The following is a 19,197-nucleotide window of genomic DNA, read 5'->3' on the forward strand; positions in this document are numbered from 1 at the left end:
GGTGCGTTCTGCTCTCCCTACCTTGCCAAGCGAAAACGTCAAAAGGGAACCGGAAAATGAAAAAAGGCGCCATTCCAATTGCTGGAACGGCGCCTTGCGCTACCTCAAACGGGCATACATCAGAACTTGATGTTGGCCGTCAGGGTCGCCGAGCGGCCTGGTGCCACGCCAGCGTAGTGCGGCGACGAGACCTTGTCAAAGTACAGCTTGTTCGTCAGGTTCTGGATATTCAGCTGCAGGGTCACGTTGCGGTTGACCACGTAGCTGGCCATGGCGTCGAAGCGCGTGTAAGCCGGTGCATATTTGTTGTTGGCCACGTTCGCATAGACTTTATCGACGTAGTTCACGCCGCCACCGACCGTGATGGCTGGCGTGACCAGGTAGGAGGTCCACAGCGACGCGCTGTTCTTCGGCGTGGTCGCGAACTGGTTGCCGTTGTAAGGCGATGGCGCATACACGGGCACAGCCGTCGTGCCCGTATTGACGTAGCCATTGTTTTCCAGGACGGCGTTCAGGTGCGTGTAGCCGCCGAAAACCGACCATTCGCGGGTGATATTGCCGCTCAAGCCCAGCTCGATACCCTTGACTTGCTTGTCGCCCACGTTTTGCGAACTGCCATCCGGTGCCGTCACGCGCGCATTGCTCATGTCGCTCTGGAAATAGGTGCCGCTCAGTGACAGACGGCCGCCTGGCAGCACTTCCCATTTCGTGCCCAGCTCGAAGCTCTTGCTCTCTTGCGGCTTCAGGTTCTGAATGGCTACCGACAGGCCGTCCAGGCCGTCGCCGCCGTCATTGCCCGGTGGCGTGGACGAGGTGCCGTAGGAAACATACACGCTGCTGTTGGTCGATGGCTTGTAGACCAGACCGGCCTGGTAGCTGGCAAACGTGGCGTGCACATTGGCGCTGCCGGCGGCGGTGGTCTTGCCGTCGAGCGTGTATTGTGGCGTGTTCAGCGAGCTCTTGTAGTCATCCCAGCGGATGCCCACGTTCAGCAGCCATTGCGGCGTGAACTCGATGGTATCGAAGCCGTACACGGAGCGCGTGTTGGTAACGATGTTGGTACGGGCCGGCGACACCGAGCGCGTGTAGACCCATGGGTCGTTGGCGTTCGGGTTGAGCAATGGAGCGCAGTTGTACAGGGTGGCCGCACCATAGGTCGGGCAATTGGAGCCGACTTTTTCCAGCGGGTTGTTGGTACCCGGGCTAAACAGATAGGAGCTGCGGTCCGTTTCTTCGCGGCTGATTTCCATGCCCAGCGTGTAGGTGTGCTTCACGCCGCCGGCCAGGAATTCGCCGCCCAGGCTGGTCGCGTTGGCCAGCGCGTCCGTATCGGTCGTACGCGTGTTGGCGCGGCGCCAGACGGTGCCGTACAGCATGGTGTTGCCCTTCGAATCGTCGGGCTGGGTCCACACGTAGTCGTTGCTGGTCTTGCCGTAACGGGTCACGTTGCGCAAGATCAATTTGTTGCCGAAGTCGTGGCGCACGTCGATGGTGCCGATATCGCTCTGGGTGTCGCGGAAGTCGCGGTTCAGCAGGCCATAGAAGGTGTCGCGCGGCACATTGACGGGCGTGCCGTTGCCGTTTTTCGACACATTGGCGCCCGACGAGAACGGGTTGTTGAACGGCAAGCCGGTATCCGGCAATTCGCTCGACTGCATGTGGTAGTAGCTGAGGGTCGCTTGCGTGGCCGACTTCAGGCCGAAGGTGATCGATGGCGCGATGCCCCAGCGGTCGCCATTGATGTAGTCGCGGCCGGCAACGTGGGCGTCGTGCGCCATCACGTTCAGGCGCACGGCCACGTCGTCGCTGATGACGCGGTTCGCATCCAGGGTGGCGCGGCGGTACTTGGCGCTGCCCAGGCCGACGGTGGCGTTGGTGAAATTGTCGGCTTTCGGCGTCTTGCTGATCAGGTTGACGCCGCCGCCTGCGGACGAGCGTCCACCGTAAGCCGAATTCGGGCCTTTGACGACTTCGATTTGTTCCAGCGCAAAGATTTCACGCGATTGCGAACCCGTGTCGCGGATGCCATCGATATACGTATCCGTTTGCGCGTTGTAGCCGCGGATAAACAGATTATCGCCCACGGGATTGCCGCCTTCGCCGGCGCCGATGGTGATGCCCGGCACGGTACGCAGCGCATCCGTCAGCGAGACGGCGCCCGTTTGCGAAATGATTTCAGCAGGAATCACCGTCACGGATTTGGGCGTGTCCAGCAGCGGCGCCGTCAGCTTGTCGCTGGCCGATTTGACCGGCGCCTGGATCAGGCGGTCAGCCGTGCCGATCACTTTAACTTCCTGCAACTGCTGCGGCTTGTCCGTCGTTTGCGCGTGCAGTGCCAGCGGCATGGCCAGGGTGGCAAATGCGGCCAGGGCCGTGCCATGCATGCGCGGCGTGGAAGTGGCGTGGTGCTTGCGGCTGCGGATGGTAACGCCCGCTTTGTCTTTCGATGTCATCGCTATCTTTCAATGTATCGGATGGAATAAATTGGCTGGCTACTGCCCCCCGGCAGTTGGCTGGCTCGTTGATTGCTTGGGTACTGCAAACTTGCTAATACAAAACTAGAACCGCCACAGTGCCGTCATGCGCAAGGCCCGGGGCGAACCGGGCGCGATGTTGTCGTTGCTGTGGGCAGAGGCGTAATATTTCTTGTTGAATAAGTTTTCCACATTCAGCTGCAGCTGGAAATGCCCGTGCGGCTTGAAGTAGACGGCGCCGTCGACACGCGTAAAACCGGGCAATACCACCGTATTCGACACCGAGGCGTACACGGCGCTGCGGGCGATCAGGCCCAGGCCGGCGCCCCAGGTGGGCGAAAAATCGTAGCGGTTCCACAGCGACAGGCTGTGCCTGGGCACATGCGCCACCGTGGCGCCCTCCACGGCCGTGGCCGCTTGCGTGGCCGTCAGCACAGCGCGCTGCCAGGCATAGCCGCCGGTGATACTCCAGCCAGCTTGGACCTTGCCATTGACGTCCAGTTCCAGGCCCTCGCTGCGCTGGCCGTCGACCAGCATCGCCCGCGTCGTATCGACGGGGTCGGTGACGGCCACATTGCTGCGTTCCAGCCGGTACACGGCCGCGCTGGCGGAGAGTAGCGGCGTGACCTCCCACTTGGCGCCCAGCTCCGCGTTGCGAAAACGCTCCGGCTCGAAGACGACATTGCTGGGCGTCAACGACGCCAGCTGTTCACCCGCGCGCGGCAAGAAAGACTGGCTGACGCTGGCATACAGCGACAGCGCTGGCACAGGCTGATAGATGAGGGCCACGCGCGGCGACCACGGCGTATCCGTGCGGGCGATGCGCGCACCAGTACGGTTGTTGACGAAATCAACGGCGAAGCGTTCGTAGCGCACGCCGGCAACCGCTTGCCAGCGGGGGCTGAAACGCAGCTGGTCCTGCAAATAGATGGCGGCCGTGTCGGCCACGCCATGGTTGTCCGCATCCGTGGCGCTGGGCCGGAAAGTCACGGGCAAGTCCGTCACGGGGTGCGATGTAGGCAGGCTGATGTGGGTGACGTTGTCGCCCAGGGTAGTGAAATAGCCGGTGTTGCGCAGATTGTCCGTCGTCTGGCGGCCCAGTTCCAGGCCCGCCGTCAGCCGGTGCCGCACGCTGCCACTATCGACTGTCCACTCGACGTCCGTCTGGTTGAACAAGTTGCGCCGCCGGGTGGCACTGTTGTATGCCAGCACGGTCACGTTCTCGCCATCGGCGCTGACGGGGCCGGGAAAGGCGTTCTGGTACAGCTTGTCGTAATCGGCCAGGCGCGTGCGGTTGCGCACGCTTACGCCGCCGCCCAGGTCGTGTTCCAGCGTCACGCCCAGCGCATCGATGTAGGCCCACGACGGGCTGCTGCCGGCGATGCCGAAAAACGTGGACGGGTCCGTCTCAAACGGCCGCCCCCGGTAAGAAGGCAGGCCCCGGTCCGTCACCCGGTCATCGCGAAAATGTTCATAGCTGGCCACTACGCTGGTGCGCGGCGACAAGCGCCAGGCCAGCACGGGATTGATGGCGCTGCGGCGCACGTTGACGCCCTGGCGAAACGAGTCGCTGTTTTCCGCCATGGCATTGACGCGCATGGCCACCTCAGTGCCGAACACCTGTTGCACGTCGAGCGCGGCGCGCCGGTTGCGCCAGCTACCCAGGCTCACCGTCGCTTCGCCATTGTTGGTCCATTGCGGCTGCTTGGTGGCGCGGTTGATGACGCCGCCACCGCCGCCACGGCCAAAGACCATGGCGTTCGGCCCCTTGATGGCTTCGACTCGTTCGATATTGTAGAAATCGCGGTAGTACTGCACGTCGTCGCGCATGCCGTCCAGGTAAAAGTCCGACGTGGAACTGTTGCCGCGCATCACGGCCGTATCGCGGTTGCCCTCGCCTGCGGCAGTGCCCACGCCCGGCATGTAGCGCATGGCGTCGGCCAGGCTGCGCATGTCCTGATCGCGTATCAGTTCGCCGCTGACCACGCTGACGGCCTGCGGCGTGTCGCGCAAGGCCGTGGCATTGCGGTTGGCGGCGGCAGAGCTGGCACGGCGGTAGCCATCGTCGTTGTCTCCCAGCACGGTGACAGGCGCTAGCACTTGCAGGCCCGCGCCCTCCCCGTCCAGGTCGGCGCGCAAGGGCACAGGCGCCTGGCGGACGATATAACTACCATCCGGCAACTGCACGGCCACCAGGCCCGTGCCCGCCAGCAATTGCTGCAAGCCCTGTGGTATGGACAAGCTGGCATGCACGCCGCCGCTGCGTTTGCCCTGCGTCAAGCCGCCTTCGGCCGACAGCAAGATCCCCGCCTGGCCCGCAAATTGGCGCAAGGCCTGACCCAGCGGCGCGGCGGCGATGCGGAAGATGCGTACCGTGTCTTCCGCCGCCGGCGCCATGACAGGCACGGCCAGCAGCGCGGCAGCCAGGGACAGCGGCAGCAGGCGGCGGGCGAACGGCAGGCAAGGTGGGAACAGCGGCACGGATTTCCTTTGTTATTGCATTGTTGAGCAGGCTACTTCTACCTTGCCAAACAACTTTTCAAAAAGGGAACCACTTTTTGAGAAATATTCTTATTTACTGTTTTGAGTGGGGATGCTGGGCTTCCACCGTGACCCACCAGTCGTGCAGCCGGTTGATCCTGACGGGCAAGGTCGCTTCCAGCGCCGCCAGGATACGGTCCGTGTCGGCCAGCGGATAGCTGCCCACCAGGCGCAAGTGCGCCACGTCGGGCGCGCAGCCCAGGTGGCCGCGGCGGTAGCGCGACAGTTGCGCGAGGAAATCATCGAGCCGCATCTGCTCCGGTTGCAAGCGGTACTCGATCCAGGCGGCCGCATTCGGATCGGCGGCAAACGGCTCGCCAATCAAACCGTCGCCAAAACGCACTTGCCGGCCGGCCGGCACGATGCGCGGCGCACCGCCATCGCGGGGCGCCACTTCGACACTGCCCTCGTAGACGGCCAGCAAGGTCGCATCGCCCTGCGGCTGCACGCTGAAACGCGTGCCCAGCGCGCGCAGGCGGCCGTGCACGGTGTCGACGACGAGCGGACGCGCCGGCTGCCGGCTGTCGCGCGCGCTACTGATATAAATTTCGCCGCCGTGCAAATTGATGCGGCGCAGCTTGGCGCTGTAATCGATGTCGAGGGAGGTTGCCGTATTGAGCCACAATTGCGAGCCGTCGGCCAGCGCCAGCTGGCGCACGCTGCCGATGGCCGTTTTTTCAGTCGCGCGCAGACTGGCGATCCAGCTGCGCGTATCGCGCCGCAGCAGCATGGCGCCGCCCAGGCCGCTTGTCAGGCACATCGCCAGCAGCCCCTTGACGAGGCTGCGCCGCTGGGCATCGCTCTGGCGCGGCCCCGCAGCGTCGAGCGCCTGGCGTGCCGGCTCGCCAGGCAGCAGGCGAAATTCCGCGCTGACGGCTTCCACCCGGCGCCAGGCGGCACGGTGGGCGGGCGAGGCGGCATGCCAGCGTTCCCATGCTTGCTGCTCGGCAGGATCGGCGTCTTCGCCGCACAGCACGGCGTACCATTCGGCCGCTTCCTGCAAGATGGCGTAGTCGGCCGGCGGCGTGGCAGGAGCAGGCTTAGGCGGCATCGTCCATGCACAGCATACATTGCAGCATGGCTTGCGCCATGTATTTCTTGACCATCCGTTCGGACACGTCCAACTGGACGGCGATCTGCGCATACGTCAGGCCATCGAGCTGCGCCAGCAGAAAAGCCTGGCGCGCGCGCGGCGACAGGGTCTCGAGCATGGCGTCGATGCGGTACAGCGACTCCACCACCAGTGCCCGCTCCTCGGGCGACGGCGCCGTCAATTCGGGACGGTTGGCCAGGGCGGCAAGAAAAGTGCGTTCCAGGGTCAGCCGGCGCCAGTGATTCACCAGCAAGCCATTGGCAACTGTGCTCAGATAAGCGCGCGGTTCGCGCAGGCTGTCCGCCGACTGCGTGGCCAGCATGCGCACGAAGGTGTCTTGCGCCAGGTCGGCTGCGCCATCGCGGCAGCCCAGCTTGCGCCACAGCCAGTTGTACAGCCAGCCATGGTGGCTGCTGTACAAATCACTAAAGAGATCGAGGGAAGGAGAAATGGTGGACACGGGCAAACGAACAAAGGGGCTGCCAAACTTGCCGGTCAAGTGGGTCAGCACTGCATCATGATCACGAATGAGAATGATTTTCATTTTCACACAATTTCACGACGATGTAAATTATCAAAACCATCATCCTTGCCCGGCGTGGACCTTTTGCGCAACATATGCCACTGCGGCATCATTTGCGAATGATTCTCGTTTGCGTTAAAATGTCAGCCTTCCTTCTTCCCGCCATGCCTGACGCACTGCATGGCGGCGCTATCGAAAGCCGCCATGACCACCTCCTCCCTTCCCCAGTTGCGCGCCAGCGCCGACGATGCGCCGCAGACTCGCCAGCTTGCTGCCGCGCAACAGCAACGCCGGCACTGGAACTGGAAGCAGGTGTGGTTTCAATTGCACTGGTTTATCGGCATCACGGCCGGCACGGTGCTGGTGATCATTGGCCTGAGCGGCGCCACCCTGGCCTTCAAGGATGAATTGCTGGACCTCATGAATCCTGGCGTGCGCCACGTCGCCGTGGAAACGCGCGCGCCGCTGACGCCAGCCCAGCTGAGCAACATTGCTGCCGTCGAACACGGCCAGCGCGTAGCCTCGATCACCATGTATGCAGAAGCGGGCGCGGCGCCACGCCTGTTCTTCGCGCCGAAGAATGGCCAGCGGCGCGGCGAGTCGATCTACCTGCACCCGTACACGGGCGCCACCCAGCCGGCGCTGGCGGGCGCGGAATTTTTCGAGTGGACGGAATCCTTGCACCGCTGGCTGCTGCTGCCGCGCGATCCGGGCCGGCAAGTGGCGGGCGCACTGGCCCTGTGCCTGCTGGGGTTGGCATTGTCGGGCCTGTATCTGCGCTGGCCCCGCCGTCCGCTGGACTGGCGCACCTGGCTGACCTTCGATCCGGCCCTGAAAGGCCGTTCCTTTTTGTGGAATCTGCATGCCGTGGCCGGCACCTGGTGCCTGGTCGTCTACGTGGCGCTGACCTTGACGGGGATTTACTGGAGCTACGACGTGGTGCGCGACAATATCGACGCCTGGGCCGGCAAGCCGCCGCGCGCAGCGCAATCGCCCAAGCGTGTAGCCAAAGAGAAAAAAGATGCGCCCGCCGTCGACATCAGCCTGGCCTGGACCAGCTTCCAGCAGCACGCCGCTGGCTGGACCCTGGCCAGCGTGCGCCTGCCCACGCGCGCAGGTGAAGCCGTGCAATTCACGTGGCTGGCCAGCGATGCGCCGCACGAACGGGCGCGCAGCCGCATGAGCATTGCACCGGCCGACGGCACGCTCACGGAAAGCGAACCGTACAGCCAGCAGGCGCTGGGATCGCGCCTCGTCAACATCATTTATCCGCTGCACATGGGCACGTATTTTGGCTTGCCGGGCCGCATCATCGTCACCGTGGCCAGCCTGGGCCTGCCCCTGTTCGCCGTCACGGGCTGGATGCTGTATCTGGGCCGCCGCAAGGCTAAGCGGGCTGTGCAGGCGCAGCGCGCCATGCTGGGCGCCGGCGCAGCGAACAAGCAAAATACCGGCTTGCCGACGCTCGTCGCCTACGCCAGCCAATCGGGCCAGGCCGAACGCCTGGCCCTGGAAAGCGCGCGCGCCCTGCAGCAGGCGGGCGTGGCCGTCGACGTGCAATCGCTGGACCGCTTTGACCCCGCGCAATTGCGCCAGTACGAACGGGCACTGATCGTCGCCAGCACCTTTGGCGAAGGCGAGGCGCCGGACGGCACGCGCCGCTTCGCGCGCCTGTTGCAAGCGACCACCGGCATGCCGCTGGCGGGCCTGGAATTCGGCATGCTGGCCCTGGGCGACCGCCACTACAGCGCCTTCTGCGGCTTTGGCCATGCGCTGGCGCAACAATTGCAAGCGCTGGGCGCCACTTCCCTGTTCCCCTTGATCGAGGTGGACAAGCACGACCCCGCCGCCTTGGCCGGCTGGTCCAAGGCGCTGGCCCGCTGCAGCGGCAGCGCCATCGACGCCATCGGCGTGCAGGAAGAAGCGTCGTATGCCGAGTGGCGCCTGGCGCGCCGCGTGCTGCTCAACCCGGGCAGCCTGGGCGGCGAACTGCATGAAATCACCTTGACGGGCCCGGCCGGCGCCACCTGGGAAGCGGGCGCGCTGGCGGAAATCATTCCCTGCAACGCGGACGGCAGCGATGGCGAGGGTAGCCACCCCGACAATGCCCATCACGCGCCGCGCAGCTATTCGCTCGCTTCGCTGCCATCCGACGGCGAAGTGCAATTGCTGGTGCGCCAGGAGCGCCATGCGGGCGATGACAACCAGGGCCATGGCCTCGCTTCCGGCTGGCTCACCCGCTTCGCCCCGCTAGGCAGCCCCATCCGCCTGCGCCTGCAAGCCAATCCCGCCTTCGCGCCGGCCCTGGTCGACGTGCCCTGCATTTATATCGGCAACGGTTCCGGCCTGGCAGGCCTGCGTGCGCACCTGCGCGCGCGCCATCGGGCGGGGCTGGCCCGCAACTGGCTGCTGTTCGGTGAGCGCCAGCAAGCTTTTGACAGCATCTGCGGCGCAGAGTTGCAAGGCTGGCTCGACGCTGGCCACCTGGCACGCCTGGACAAGGTCTTTTCGCGCGATGGTGAACGACAATACGTGCAGGATCGCCTGCGCGCCAGCGCGAATGACCTGCGCGAGTGGCTGGCGCAAGGCGCCATCGTCTACGTGTGCGGCAGCCTGCAAGGCATGGCCACAGGAATCGATGCTGTACTGCAAGAAGTGCTGGGCCAGGAGGGACTCGACGCCCTGCTGGCGGCCGGACGCTACCGCCGCGACGTGTATTGATCTGCCTCAGCCAATCGCCAGCACGGCCCGGCTATGTGGGCAGGCGCACTGTCGGCGCCAGCCATCGGGATAGAGTGGAGACATTCCCCCCACCGTCTGCGAGGCTAGCCATGAAAAACCCCTGGATGAGCATGTACCTGAGCGCGGCCAACCGCATCGCCAACACGGCGCGCGGCCACGCGACAGCGGCCGTCAAGCGCGAGGCGGCGAAAAATACGCGGCAACTGACGCAAGTGTGGTTCGATTCCTTTCTGCCGCCAACAGGCAAGGCACGGCGCAGCCGCAAGGCCAAATAAGCCCGTGGCAACAGGCGAACTGGTGCAGTGCATCACAGCAATAAGTTGAAGTTACGACCAGATGAACTAAACTGCAAGCATGGTAGTGCATAAGGAAGTGACCGGCAGGCGCCGCATCCCCGCGCCGCCGCCGGGACACCGGGAGACGACCATGTTGACGCTCAAAGTGCTGGCCTGCCTTGCCTTGTCGGCCTTGCTGCTCGCGCCCCTCGTGCTGAGGGATACGATGCAATTGTCTGCCGGGCAGCAACTGCAAGTGCCGAATGTCGATGCCCATGCCATGTGGAGCCATTGGCCTCGGCAATAAGACGCGCGGCTGAGAAAACGCCGCTGGCTGCGCTGCTTTCAGCGGAGCTCGCTAGTGGCGTTCACATTCAAAAACCGCTTTGTTGCCGGTGGGAATTTGTTCTCTTTACCGATCAGTTTTTCTAGTTTTCCTCAAACGCTCTTCACTGCACATTTGATCCAGGTCATGGATTTCCCTCTTCGCCGCGTCCACACTGGAACAGTCCGCTTCGCACCGCGACGGACTTAACCTGGAGCATCGGCATGGGTAAATCGCATTGGAAGGATGAGATGGCACTGGGGGTTCCCGTCATCGACGAGGCACACGAGGCGCTGTTTCAGGAGCTTGCGCGCCTGCAGCAACTGGGCGACCAGCATTTCAGCGTGGCGTTTCGCGAGCTGATTGCGGCCGTCGAACGCGATTTCCGCGAGGAAGAGGATTTGATGGAAGAAATCGCCTTTCCCTCGCTGGCCAACCACCGGGAACAGCATGCGCGCGTGCTCAGCGGCTTGCACCATGCCTGGGCCGCCGTCGATGAAGGCGACCTGGAACAGGGCCGCCATGCGCTGTCGCTCTTGCCGCAATGGCTGATCTTCCACCAGGCCACCATGGACCTGGCCTTGGCGGCGGCGCTGGAACTGGTGCAGCGCCAGCCGAACTAGTCGCTACAGCAGCAGCACCGTGGCCTGCTCGGGCATGACGACGCGGTAGTGTCTCGGGTATTTGTCTTCACCGTCGAAAATCTTGCAAAACACGGGCTGGTTGATGTCGTTGACGGCCGCCTCGTTCATGGGCAAGGTGGCAATCAATTGCTCGCCATCCATCAACTGCAAGGCGCTGCCCCGCTCGGCTGCGCAAAAGGCCAGCGATTGCACGTCGCTGGCGAACGGCCGCTTGTACCACGGCGTGATGGCCCGCACGGCGCGCCGGGCGTCCTGCAAGACTTGCCCCACGCGCGTGACGTTCCACGCATCGCGCGCCACGGACGGCTGGAGGACGATATTCGCCGTCAGCTCGCCCCTGCCCTTGTTCACCAGGAAAGCACCATCCTGCGCGGCGATGTCATCGTTGAGCGGCACGACGAACACGCCGCCGCTGGACACCTTGATCGGCACGGGCGCGCCATAGCCTTGCAAGGCCACGCGCACGTCGTCAATGGTGGCGCTCAGCTTGGCAGGAATCAGGCGCAGGGCCATCACCACGCTGCCGCTCGACACTTGCCACACTTTCCTGGCCGTCAGATAACTTTCGCGATACGCCGTGAAGCGCACGCGCGGCGCCTTGGCGTCGCTGCTGGCCGTGATCGTCACCGTTTGCGACGGCAAGGCGTCCTCTGCGCTCGCCGTTACCTCTGGCGCTGATGCTGCGGATGCGGCCGGCGCAACGGGCGGCGATACAGGTGGCGATACGGCGGCGGGCGGCACGCTGGCACTCTGCAGCGGCGCGGGAACAGCCGGCGGCGGCGCGTGCTCCTGGGCCTGGCCCAGCGACACGACACACAACCATCCGGCACAAGCGATCCATGTACGCATGCATTTCTTTCAATGAGGAAAATATTTTATCAGCGCCTGCATTATCGCAGAAGGCCAGCCGATGCGCGCCATAGCCCCAATTGCACTCTTTTGGTGCGAACGCTTGATTATTTGGCAAATATCCTCTATATTGATAATGATTCTTATTCACAAATGTAACAGGAATCATGCTCATCTTTCCACTGCCAGGCGCGGGTGGAACTGCTATCCAAGCCAGACCACGGGCCAGCGTCACGCCATCCCCCCCAGCTACTGCGCACCTCGCCAGACGAGATAGGAACACACACGACTAAAAATACTCCAGGAAAATTATGCAATCGATCACCATCGTCTCTTCTTCGCGCCAGCCCGCCTTGCGCCCCCTGCCCCGTTTATTACACATCGCTCTGCTGAGCCTTGCCGCCGGCGTGGTCTTGCCGGCACACGCAACCGACGACGCCGCGGCCGACGTCACCATGCCGGCCGTCACGGTGCTGGGCCAGTCGATGGCCACCACGGAAGGCACGCAGTCGTACACGGCAGGCGAAACGCGCAGCGCCACGCGCATGGACCTGTCCCTGCGCGAGACACCGCAATCGGTCAGCGTCATCACGCGCCAGTTGCTCGACGATCTGGGCGCCGTGCGGCTGGACCAGGCGCTGGCGCAGACGACGGGCATCCAGGTGGGCCAGAACGACACGGAGCGCACGACCTTTTATGCGCGCGGCTTCGGCATCAACAATCTCCAGATCGATGGCATGGCGCGTGGCGGCAATGCACCGCTGCAAGACACGATTTTGTACGACCGCATCGAGGTCGTGCGCGGCGCCACCGGCCTGATGGGCGGCAAAGGCGACCCGTCGGCCACCATCAACATGATACGCAAGCGACCCACGAAAACCTTCCAGGCCAGCGCCGGCCTGATCATGGGCCGCTGGGATGACCAGCGCTTCGAGGCCGACCTGTCCACCCCGCTGAACGCGGAAGGCAGCGTGCGCGCGCGCACGGCCCTGGCCTGGCAAAAACGCGATTCCTACCTGGACATGTATCACGAACGCAAGACGGTCGGCATGGTCATCGTCGAGGCGGACGTGCGTCCCGGCACCCTGCTGACGGCCGGCGTCGACTTCCAGGACAACAAGCCAACAGGTGCCACCTGGGGCGCCGTGCCCTACTGGAACGCGGACGGCAGTCTGGCGAACTTGCCACGCAATACCAGCTGGACGACGCCATGGAGCACCTGGGCCAACAAGCAGCACACGGTATTTACGTCGCTGGATCAGCGCCTGCCCGGCAACTGGAATCTGCACCTCGGCTATGCGCGCACGGAAAGCACGAACCGCACCACCGTTCTCTATGCAGGCAAGGGTTATCCCGATCCCGCCACCGGCGAAGGCATGGAACTGTGGACGGGCGCCTGGGGTGCAGGCAAGAAGAACAGCGACAATTTCGACGTCTACGCCAGCGGGCCATTTACCTTGCTCGGACGCAAGCACACGGCCATCGTCGGCTGGAATGGCAATAACGGCCAGGACAATTCGATAGGCGGCAAGGCGAAAATCGACTATGAACCTTTGGTCCCTGATTATCGCAGCTGGACGGGCAACATCCCCCGCCCCGTGTTCCACCCGGACGGCTCGCACACGAAAAAAGTCACGCGCCTGGCGGGTGCCTATGTCGCCACGCGCCTGAGCCTGGCCGACCCGCTGCACGTGATCATCGGCGCGCGCAGCAGCACTTACCGCACGGATACACGCGATTACAACACGCAAGGCGTGTACACGGGCAGCGGCGACTTTGTGGAAACGCGCAATGAAGTCACGCCCTACGTGGGCGCCGTGTTCGACATCAACAAGCAGTATTCGGCCTACGCCAGCTTCACGCAGCTGTTCAATCCGCAATCGAGCAAGGACCGCAACAACCAGTTCCTGGCGCCGGAAACGGGGGACAATGCCGAGCTGGGCATCAAGGGGGAATTCTATGAAGGCAAGCTGAATGCGTCGGCCGCCCTGTTCCACACGAAGAAAAAGAATCTGGCGGAACTCGACCGCACGGTGCCGCCCGGCTTTTTGCTGCCCGATGGCGGCCAGGCCATGGTGGCCAACGGCGCCGGCGTGACGGCCAAGGGCGTCGAGTTCGACGTCTCCGGCCAGATCACGCCGGCCTGGGAAGCGAGCGGCGGCTATACCTATCTGCACGCGGCAGAGGCCGACGGCCGCCGCGCCGCCACCACGCAGCCGCGACATTTGCTGCGCCTGGCCACCAGCTACCGTTTCGATGGCCAGCTGGCCGGCTTGAGGGCGGGCGCCAGCATGACGGCGCAAAGCGCCACCTACAGCGAATCGTGGTACGGCCGCCCGCCATCGGGCAGAATCACGAATATCCCGCAAGCGGGCTACGCGCTGTTCAACGCCATGGCCAGCTATGCGCTCAACCGCCACGCCAGCGTGCAGCTGAACGTGAATAACTTGCTCGACAAAAAGTACTACCGCAACGTGGGCTTCTTCGACGGCGTATTCTGGGGCGAACCGCGCAACATCAGCCTGGCGGTGCGCACGGCGTTTTAAGCACGCCAGTGTGCGGGCGCCGGCAAAGTAAAACCTTCGAGCAAGGGACCGCCCACGGGCGCCAGCACGGCGGCGACAACTTGCTCGAACGCGTGCTGGCCGGCCGGCAAGTCGCTGGCGACCAGGCGCAGCGCGCCATCGAGCTGGTCGGCGATGGCGGCGTCGAAGGCCTGCAGGCGGCGAAACAGGTGCTTGCCCTCGCCAATCCACTGGCCCGCCGCGCGCAAGTGCAGGTCGGCCAGTGCCGCGTACAACTGGCAAGCCACGGCCAGCGCCTCGCCCGGATGCCGGCTGTCGACCAGGTCTTCCACCGCGGTGGTGATGGCGTAGCGGCGCCGCAGTAAATTGTCGGCGTCCAGCACGGGCGGCCCGGCGGCGGCGAATGCTTGCGCCAGCGCCAGCAGTTGCGCGTGCTGCGGTCCGGGCGCGGCGATGTTCTCGCCTTCGAGCACCATCATCGCCAGCGGCACCCTGCCGCCTGGCGCGTCGATTTCCTTGCAAAAATACGTGAACGTGGCCACGTCGTGCGCGAACAGTTCCACCGTGCGCCCTTCGGCCACGAGGGTATCGCGCCAGGCGCAATCGACGTGGTCGAACAGCAGCAGCAAGTCGATATCGGAACTGGGCGTTTGCCGGCCCGTGGCGAACGAGCCGCCGATGATGGCCGCCACGGCCGTGGGGTAGCGCTGCCGCACCAGCCGCGCGGCAATCGCGCGGATATCGTCATAGCTGGGAATCGTCGTCAAAGCCAGTGCTCCGTGCTGAAAAACCCTATCCTACACGCAATATGCACGCTGCCGCCATCCTGCTACACTGGCGCTCTCCGATCAAGGAACCAACATGGAATACGATTGCATCGTGGTGCCCTCGCCCGTGGGCGAGCTGACCCTGGTGGCGCGCGGCGCGGCGCTGGCCGCCATCCTGTGGGAAAACGACAAGCCCAACCGCGTGCGCCTGGGCGCGATGCGCGTCGCTGACGGTTGCGCCGTGCTGCAGGAAACGGCGCGCCAGCTGGGGGAATATTTCGCCGGCACGCGCCAGCGTTTTGAGGTTCCGCTCGATTTTGCCGGCACGCCATTCCAGCAGGAAGTGTGGCGCGCGCTGCTGACGATACCGTATGGCCAGACGCGCAGCTATGGCGAGATCGCGCGCCAGATCGGCCGGCCCGCCGCCGTGCGCGCCGTAGGCGCCGCCAACGGCAAGAATCCCATTTCCATCATCGCCCCCTGCCACCGGGTCATCGGCGCCACGGGCGAGTTGACGGGCTTCGCGGGCGGCCTGCATGCCAAGGAAACCTTGCTGGCCCTGGAAGGCATCACCCTGTCCAGCGACCGCGAAACGCTGAAAACGGGCCACGCCCGCCGCCGCGCCATGCCCATCGATACGGCGCAAGGCTGCTTGTTTTAGGCTGCAGCATCGCGCCCCTTGTGGGATACTCACGCCCCCGTTCAAGCAAACACATCCTATGTCCTATCTTGTCATCCTGTTTTTTGTCGTTCTGTATTTGCTGGCCACCTTCTTTTTCCACATCCCCGCCCTCGTCGCCCTCGTGTATGGCGTGCTGAGCCTGAGCTGTTTCGTTGCCTATGCGATCGACAAATCGGCCGCAAAAGGGGGACGCTGGCGCACGTCGGAACGCACCCTGCTGCTATTGGGACTGCTGTGCGGCTGGCCTGGCGCCGTGCTGGCCCAGCAATGGCTGCGCCACAAGTCCAGCAAGCGCTCGTTCCGCATCGTGTTCTGGATTACGGTCGCCCTCAATATCGGCGCCTTCGTGTATTTCAGCATGCATTACGCGGCACCCGATATCGGCACGGAAGTAGCGCCCATTGAACTGTAAAACGGTTTTCCGCCAAGATGTAACAATTATTGCAGCGCATTGTTCTTGAAATGATCACCTGTCAGAATATCAATATTCACGATATTCAAGCTAATTCATTTACACGGGAAAATACTTTTCAAGCATGCGTACTTTGCAAATCCACCATTCCTTCTTGTTCCGCCTTGCCGCAGCGATTTGTTTCGCCATTACCTTGGCGGGCTGCACCAGCTATCGCTATATTCCGCCGGACTCGGATGCCGGGCGTCAATGCGTGACGAGCTGCGGGACCAATCAACAGATATGCATTGCCGGCAAGGAGCAGGTTGCTGCGGCCCAGGCACAAGCTTGCGAGATGCGCAACGTCAGTACGGTTTCCATCTGCCTGGCAGTGGCGAAAACCGATGCGGACCGGGAACTGTGCTCGAAGAAACGCCAATATTGCTCCTCCAGCCCTTCTGGAACGTGGCAATGCGAGTCAGACTACAGAGCCTGCTATACGCAATGTGGCGGCAGGATCGAAGAAAGCGAATAATCGATCGCAAGGCTGATGCCGCCGAACGAGAGGCCCGCGCGGCAGGCTTGATTGATCTTGTTACTCGCCCAGCAGGCGCAGCGATTCCAGCCAGTCCGCCTTCCATTCGCGCAGCAACGGTTGCGTGGCGAAGGCCTTCTTCAGGTGCGCCATCGGCACGCGGTGCACGTCGTGCAGGCCGAACGCCAACGTCACCGGATGCCACAGGTGGCTGTTCTTGCCGCCGCGCGAATTCTTGCGCACGCGCGCGCCATCGTCGCCAAAGATACCCACGCCGCTGGCCATTCCCTGGTCCAGGTCGACCTTGCCCACACCGGCAAAGGCCAGCAAAATCTGCTCGCGGCCCAGGCCCTTCAAGGCGCTGGGCAAGACCACGGGCGCCTTGTCCGCCTGCGCTTCAGCGGGCTGCGGATGCTGCAATTCCTTGAGCAAACGCAACAAATCCCGCTCCTGGAAGTGCAAGCCGTCCAAGGGCACGCGCAGTCCGGGCGCCTTCAGCTCGATGGCGATGTTGCCCGAGTCGCGCGTAAAACGCAGCCACACATCGTCCGCACCCGAAGCCAGGTGCTGCTTGTCGCCGATGAACACGATGGGCGCCGCATAGCGCGTCACGCCGTCATGGAACAGCTCGGCCCATGCTTCGCTGTAATCGAGCCAGACAAACGGCAAGCCGCCCTGCTCCAGCAAACGCGCCAGGGTCCACGGCGTGCCCGTCTCTTGCGCCAGCCAGGCACAGGCTTCGATTGCGGTGGCGCGGTATGGCAGGGATAGGGAGGTCATGGCGGTTCCATCGATAAAAGTGGAGCGCAGTGTAGCAGACGCCGTCACCGTCGCTTCGGCAGGCGCATCCGGCGCGCCATTCCTGCGCGATGTGCTAGGCTGGAAACAGCAGCACGCGCCACGGCCACCTCGGCAGCATGGCGCACCACCGCGAGGAGATCATCATGCATTCGAGCACCAACGCCGCCACCGCACCCGCCCCGCCGCCAGAGCGCGATTCGCCCACGCCGGCCAATGAAGGCCATGCCGAGGAAGCACTCGATGAAGCGCTGAAGGAAAGCTTTCCGGCCAGCGACCCGATCGCCATTGCCACCCCAAAACCAGCCGGCAAGACACCTTCCTGATACACGCCCCAACAGCCACCCTTGCGGTGGCTTCTTTTTTTGCTGAAACTGAATCCGGACGCCCCGCCCCCGCGTACATGGCTATGCCATGACCGAACGACGTTATCACGCGGAAAGGAATCGCCATGCAGCATTACAGCAAAAAGACGGATCCCATGGACCAGCGCCTGTATCTGGCCCAGCGTATCGACCGTGCCGATGCGCGTTTGCAGCGCATGCACGATGCGGCCGAGCGGCAACGCTGCGCGCAATGGATCACGGCCTGGGCCGTGGCGGCAGGTGCCGACGCGCCGCGCGGCATGAAACTGCGCATCCGTGGCGAATTCATCTTGCTGTAGCAAGCAAAAAGCCCCGCCGGGCATGGCGCCAGGCGGGGCTGTTCAGTCCGTACTGCGGCCAGTTGGCCTAGTCGCGGTACTGCTCGGGCGTCGTGTCGCCATCGGCGATTTCATACCACATCGCATTGAGCACGGCGAAGGTCGCCGCCAGCGGAAGACCCAGTATCCAGGCGAAATACCACATAGTTATATCCTTTCGTAAATTCTTAGTAGGCGTGACCGCTGTCGTCTTCAATGGCTTTGCCGTCAACCTTGCCCCACAGCACTTTATACACCCACGTCGTGTACGCCACGATGAGGGGAATGAAAACGGCCGTGACGACCAGCATGATGAACAGGGTCATGTGGCTGGACGAGGAATCCCACACCGTCAGGCTGGCGCGCGGGTCGATCGACGAAGGCAGGATGAACGGGAACATGGCCGCGCCCACGCCGAGGATGATGCCGGCGATGGCCGCCGCGCTGGCCAGCAAGGCCGGTACTTCGCGGCGCGCGCGCTGGAAGGCGAAAGCCAGCAGCGGGCCAAGCAGACCCAGTGCAGGGACGATCCAGGTCCACGGATGGGCTGCAAAGTTGAGGAACCAGGCGCCCACGTGCACTTGCGCCGTTTTCAGCATCGGGTTCGACGGACCGTCGACGACGACGGCGCTGGTGACGCGATAGCCATCGACCCACAGCCACAGGGCCACGCCGGCGGCCGCATACAGCACGACGGTGGCGATTGCCGCCACGCTGCCATAGCGGCGCGCCCGTTCGGCCACGGCACCGTCCGTCTTCAGCTGCAGCCAGGTGGCGCCGTGCATCACCAGCATGGCCACCGAGACGAGGCCGCACAGCAGCGCGAACGGGTTGAGCAGCGCAAAGAAGGTGCCGTCATAAAAGATGTGCATGTCCGGCGAGAAACGGAACGGCACGCCTTGCAGCACGTTGCCAATCGCCACGCCGCAGATCAGGGCCGGCACGAAGCCGCCCACGAACAGGGCCGCGTCCCAGCGGGCGCGCCAGCGCGGATCTTCGCGCTTGCTGCGGAATTTGAACGCCACGGGACGCACGATCAGCGCCACCAGGATGACGAACATGGCCAGGTAAAAGCCCGAGAACGAGACGGCGTACAGTTGCGGCCAGGCGGCGAAGATGGCGCCACCGCCAAGGATCAGCCACACCTGGTTGCCTTCCCACACGGGACCGATACTGTTGATGACGACCCTGCGTTCCAGGTCCGTCTTGCCGACGAAGGGCAGCAAAATACCCGTGCCCAGGTCGAAGCCGTCCGTGATGGCAAAGCCCACCAGCAGGATGCCGATCAGCAGCCACCAGATCAGGCGCAGGGTTTCATACGAAATCATTTCATGCAAAATCATGGTCTGGC

The 19,197-nt window shown here is 63.7% G+C and carries 19 protein-coding genes; 10 read left to right on the forward strand and 9 right to left on the reverse strand.

All coding sequences use genetic code 11. The features are described 5' to 3' along the window. Positions 1-119: 119 nt before the first annotated feature. The 4 genes from ACPJXG_RS17030 to ACPJXG_RS17045 form a co-directional block, all read right to left on the reverse strand. Positions 120-2,453, reverse strand: a complete 2,334-nt coding sequence (locus tag ACPJXG_RS17030) for a TonB-dependent receptor (protein WP_425251774.1) — start codon at positions 2,451-2,453, stop codon at positions 120-122. 105 nt (positions 2,454-2,558) lie between these two features. Continuing rightward, the gene (locus ACPJXG_RS17035; RefSeq protein ID WP_425251775.1) at positions 2,559-4,955 is read right to left on the reverse strand and encodes a TonB-dependent siderophore receptor; all 2,397 of its coding nucleotides are present in this window, start codon (positions 4,953-4,955) and stop codon (positions 2,559-2,561) included. A 94-nt stretch (positions 4,956-5,049) separates the two neighbouring features. Then, the gene (locus ACPJXG_RS17040; protein ID WP_425251776.1) at positions 5,050-6,066 is read right to left on the reverse strand and encodes a FecR domain-containing protein; all 1,017 of its coding nucleotides are present in this window, start codon (positions 6,064-6,066) and stop codon (positions 5,050-5,052) included. Continuing rightward, complete coding sequence (locus ACPJXG_RS17045) at positions 6,056-6,568, reverse strand: sigma-70 family RNA polymerase sigma factor (RefSeq protein ID WP_425254758.1); 513 nt, start codon at positions 6,566-6,568, stop codon at positions 6,056-6,058. The genes ACPJXG_RS17040 and ACPJXG_RS17045 overlap by 11 nt, the downstream gene beginning before the upstream one ends. 267 nt (positions 6,569-6,835) lie before the next feature. Between ACPJXG_RS17045 and ACPJXG_RS17050 the strand changes: the two genes are divergently transcribed. From ACPJXG_RS17050 to ACPJXG_RS17065, 4 genes are all read left to right on the forward strand, one after another. After that, positions 6,836-9,352 (forward strand): PepSY domain-containing protein, encoded by a 2,517-nt coding sequence (locus ACPJXG_RS17050; protein ID WP_425251777.1) that lies wholly within the window; start codon positions 6,836-6,838, stop codon positions 9,350-9,352. Positions 9,353-9,462: 110 nt separating this feature from the next. Then, entirely contained in the window at positions 9,463-9,648 is a 186-nt protein-coding gene (locus tag ACPJXG_RS17055) for a hypothetical protein (protein ID WP_100872551.1), read from the forward strand. Between the two features lie 151 nt (positions 9,649-9,799). After that, positions 9,800-9,955 (forward strand): hypothetical protein, encoded by a 156-nt coding sequence (locus ACPJXG_RS17060; protein WP_158300157.1) that lies wholly within the window; start codon positions 9,800-9,802, stop codon positions 9,953-9,955. A gap of 242 nt (positions 9,956-10,197) precedes the next feature. Continuing rightward, on the forward strand, positions 10,198-10,596 hold the full coding sequence (locus tag ACPJXG_RS17065; protein ID WP_034757497.1) for a bacteriohemerythrin: 399 nt from the start codon (positions 10,198-10,200) through the stop codon (positions 10,594-10,596). 3 nt (positions 10,597-10,599) lie between these two features. On the opposite strand, the gene ACPJXG_RS17070 is transcribed toward ACPJXG_RS17065, so the two are convergent. Further along, on the reverse strand, positions 10,600-11,466 hold the full coding sequence (locus ACPJXG_RS17070; protein WP_425251778.1) for a hypothetical protein: 867 nt from the start codon (positions 11,464-11,466) through the stop codon (positions 10,600-10,602). Between the two features lie 311 nt (positions 11,467-11,777). Between ACPJXG_RS17070 and ACPJXG_RS17075 the strand changes: the two genes are divergently transcribed. Continuing rightward, a complete protein-coding gene (locus ACPJXG_RS17075; RefSeq protein ID WP_425251779.1) occupies positions 11,778-14,012 on the forward strand; it encodes a TonB-dependent siderophore receptor in 2,235 nt (744 codons plus the stop codon). Here ACPJXG_RS17075 and ACPJXG_RS17080 read toward each other — a convergent pair. After that, positions 14,009-14,758: a nucleotidyltransferase domain-containing protein gene (locus ACPJXG_RS17080; protein ID WP_425251780.1), complete on the reverse strand. Its 750-nt coding sequence runs from the start codon at positions 14,756-14,758 to the stop codon at positions 14,009-14,011. The two genes, ACPJXG_RS17075 and ACPJXG_RS17080, sit on opposite strands and share 4 nt — an antisense overlap. 94 nt (positions 14,759-14,852) lie before the next feature. Here ACPJXG_RS17080 and ACPJXG_RS17085 point away from each other — a divergent pair, with 94 nt between their 5' ends. From ACPJXG_RS17085 to ACPJXG_RS17095, 3 genes are all read left to right on the forward strand, one after another. Beyond that, positions 14,853-15,419, forward strand: coding sequence for a methylated-DNA--[protein]-cysteine S-methyltransferase (locus ACPJXG_RS17085; protein ID WP_425251781.1), 567 nt, complete (start codon positions 14,853-14,855; stop codon positions 15,417-15,419). Positions 15,420-15,477: 58 nt separating this feature from the next. Then, positions 15,478-15,852 (forward strand): DUF1294 domain-containing protein, encoded by a 375-nt coding sequence (locus ACPJXG_RS17090; RefSeq protein ID WP_035817813.1) that lies wholly within the window; start codon positions 15,478-15,480, stop codon positions 15,850-15,852. 124 nt (positions 15,853-15,976) lie between these two features. Next, entirely contained in the window at positions 15,977-16,366 is a 390-nt protein-coding gene (locus tag ACPJXG_RS17095; RefSeq protein ID WP_219311326.1) for a hypothetical protein, read from the forward strand. A 60-nt stretch (positions 16,367-16,426) separates the two neighbouring features. Here the strand turns inward: ACPJXG_RS17095 and ACPJXG_RS17100 are convergent, their stop codons facing one another. Then, on the reverse strand, positions 16,427-17,146 hold the full coding sequence (locus ACPJXG_RS17100; RefSeq protein ID WP_425251782.1) for a hypothetical protein: 720 nt from the start codon (positions 17,144-17,146) through the stop codon (positions 16,427-16,429). Between the two features lie 164 nt (positions 17,147-17,310). On the opposite strand from ACPJXG_RS17100, the gene ACPJXG_RS17105 reads away from it, so the two are divergent. Both ACPJXG_RS17105 and ACPJXG_RS17110 read left to right on the forward strand, forming a co-directional pair. Next, a complete protein-coding gene (locus ACPJXG_RS17105; protein ID WP_099379565.1) occupies positions 17,311-17,490 on the forward strand; it encodes a hypothetical protein in 180 nt (59 codons plus the stop codon). A gap of 125 nt (positions 17,491-17,615) precedes the next feature. Then, positions 17,616-17,828, forward strand: a complete 213-nt coding sequence (locus ACPJXG_RS17110; RefSeq protein ID WP_425251783.1) for a hypothetical protein — start codon at positions 17,616-17,618, stop codon at positions 17,826-17,828. A 67-nt stretch (positions 17,829-17,895) separates the two neighbouring features. Here the strand turns inward: ACPJXG_RS17110 and cydX are convergent, their stop codons facing one another. Together cydX and cydB are read right to left on the reverse strand one after the other, a co-directional pair. Continuing rightward, positions 17,896-18,012 carry a cytochrome bd-I oxidase subunit CydX gene (cydX, locus tag ACPJXG_RS17115; protein ID WP_034757467.1) on the reverse strand — a complete coding sequence of 39 codons (117 nt, stop codon included), beginning with the start codon at positions 18,010-18,012 and terminating at the stop codon, positions 17,896-17,898. 22 nt (positions 18,013-18,034) lie between these two features. After that, entirely contained in the window at positions 18,035-19,189 is a 1,155-nt protein-coding gene (cydB, locus tag ACPJXG_RS17120; protein ID WP_425251784.1) for a cytochrome d ubiquinol oxidase subunit II, read from the reverse strand. Positions 19,190-19,197 lie beyond the last annotated feature (8 nt).

Source organism: Janthinobacterium sp. NFX145, from assembly GCF_049810325.1.
GTDB lineage: Bacteria > Pseudomonadota > Gammaproteobacteria > Burkholderiales > Burkholderiaceae_D > Janthinobacterium > Janthinobacterium rivuli.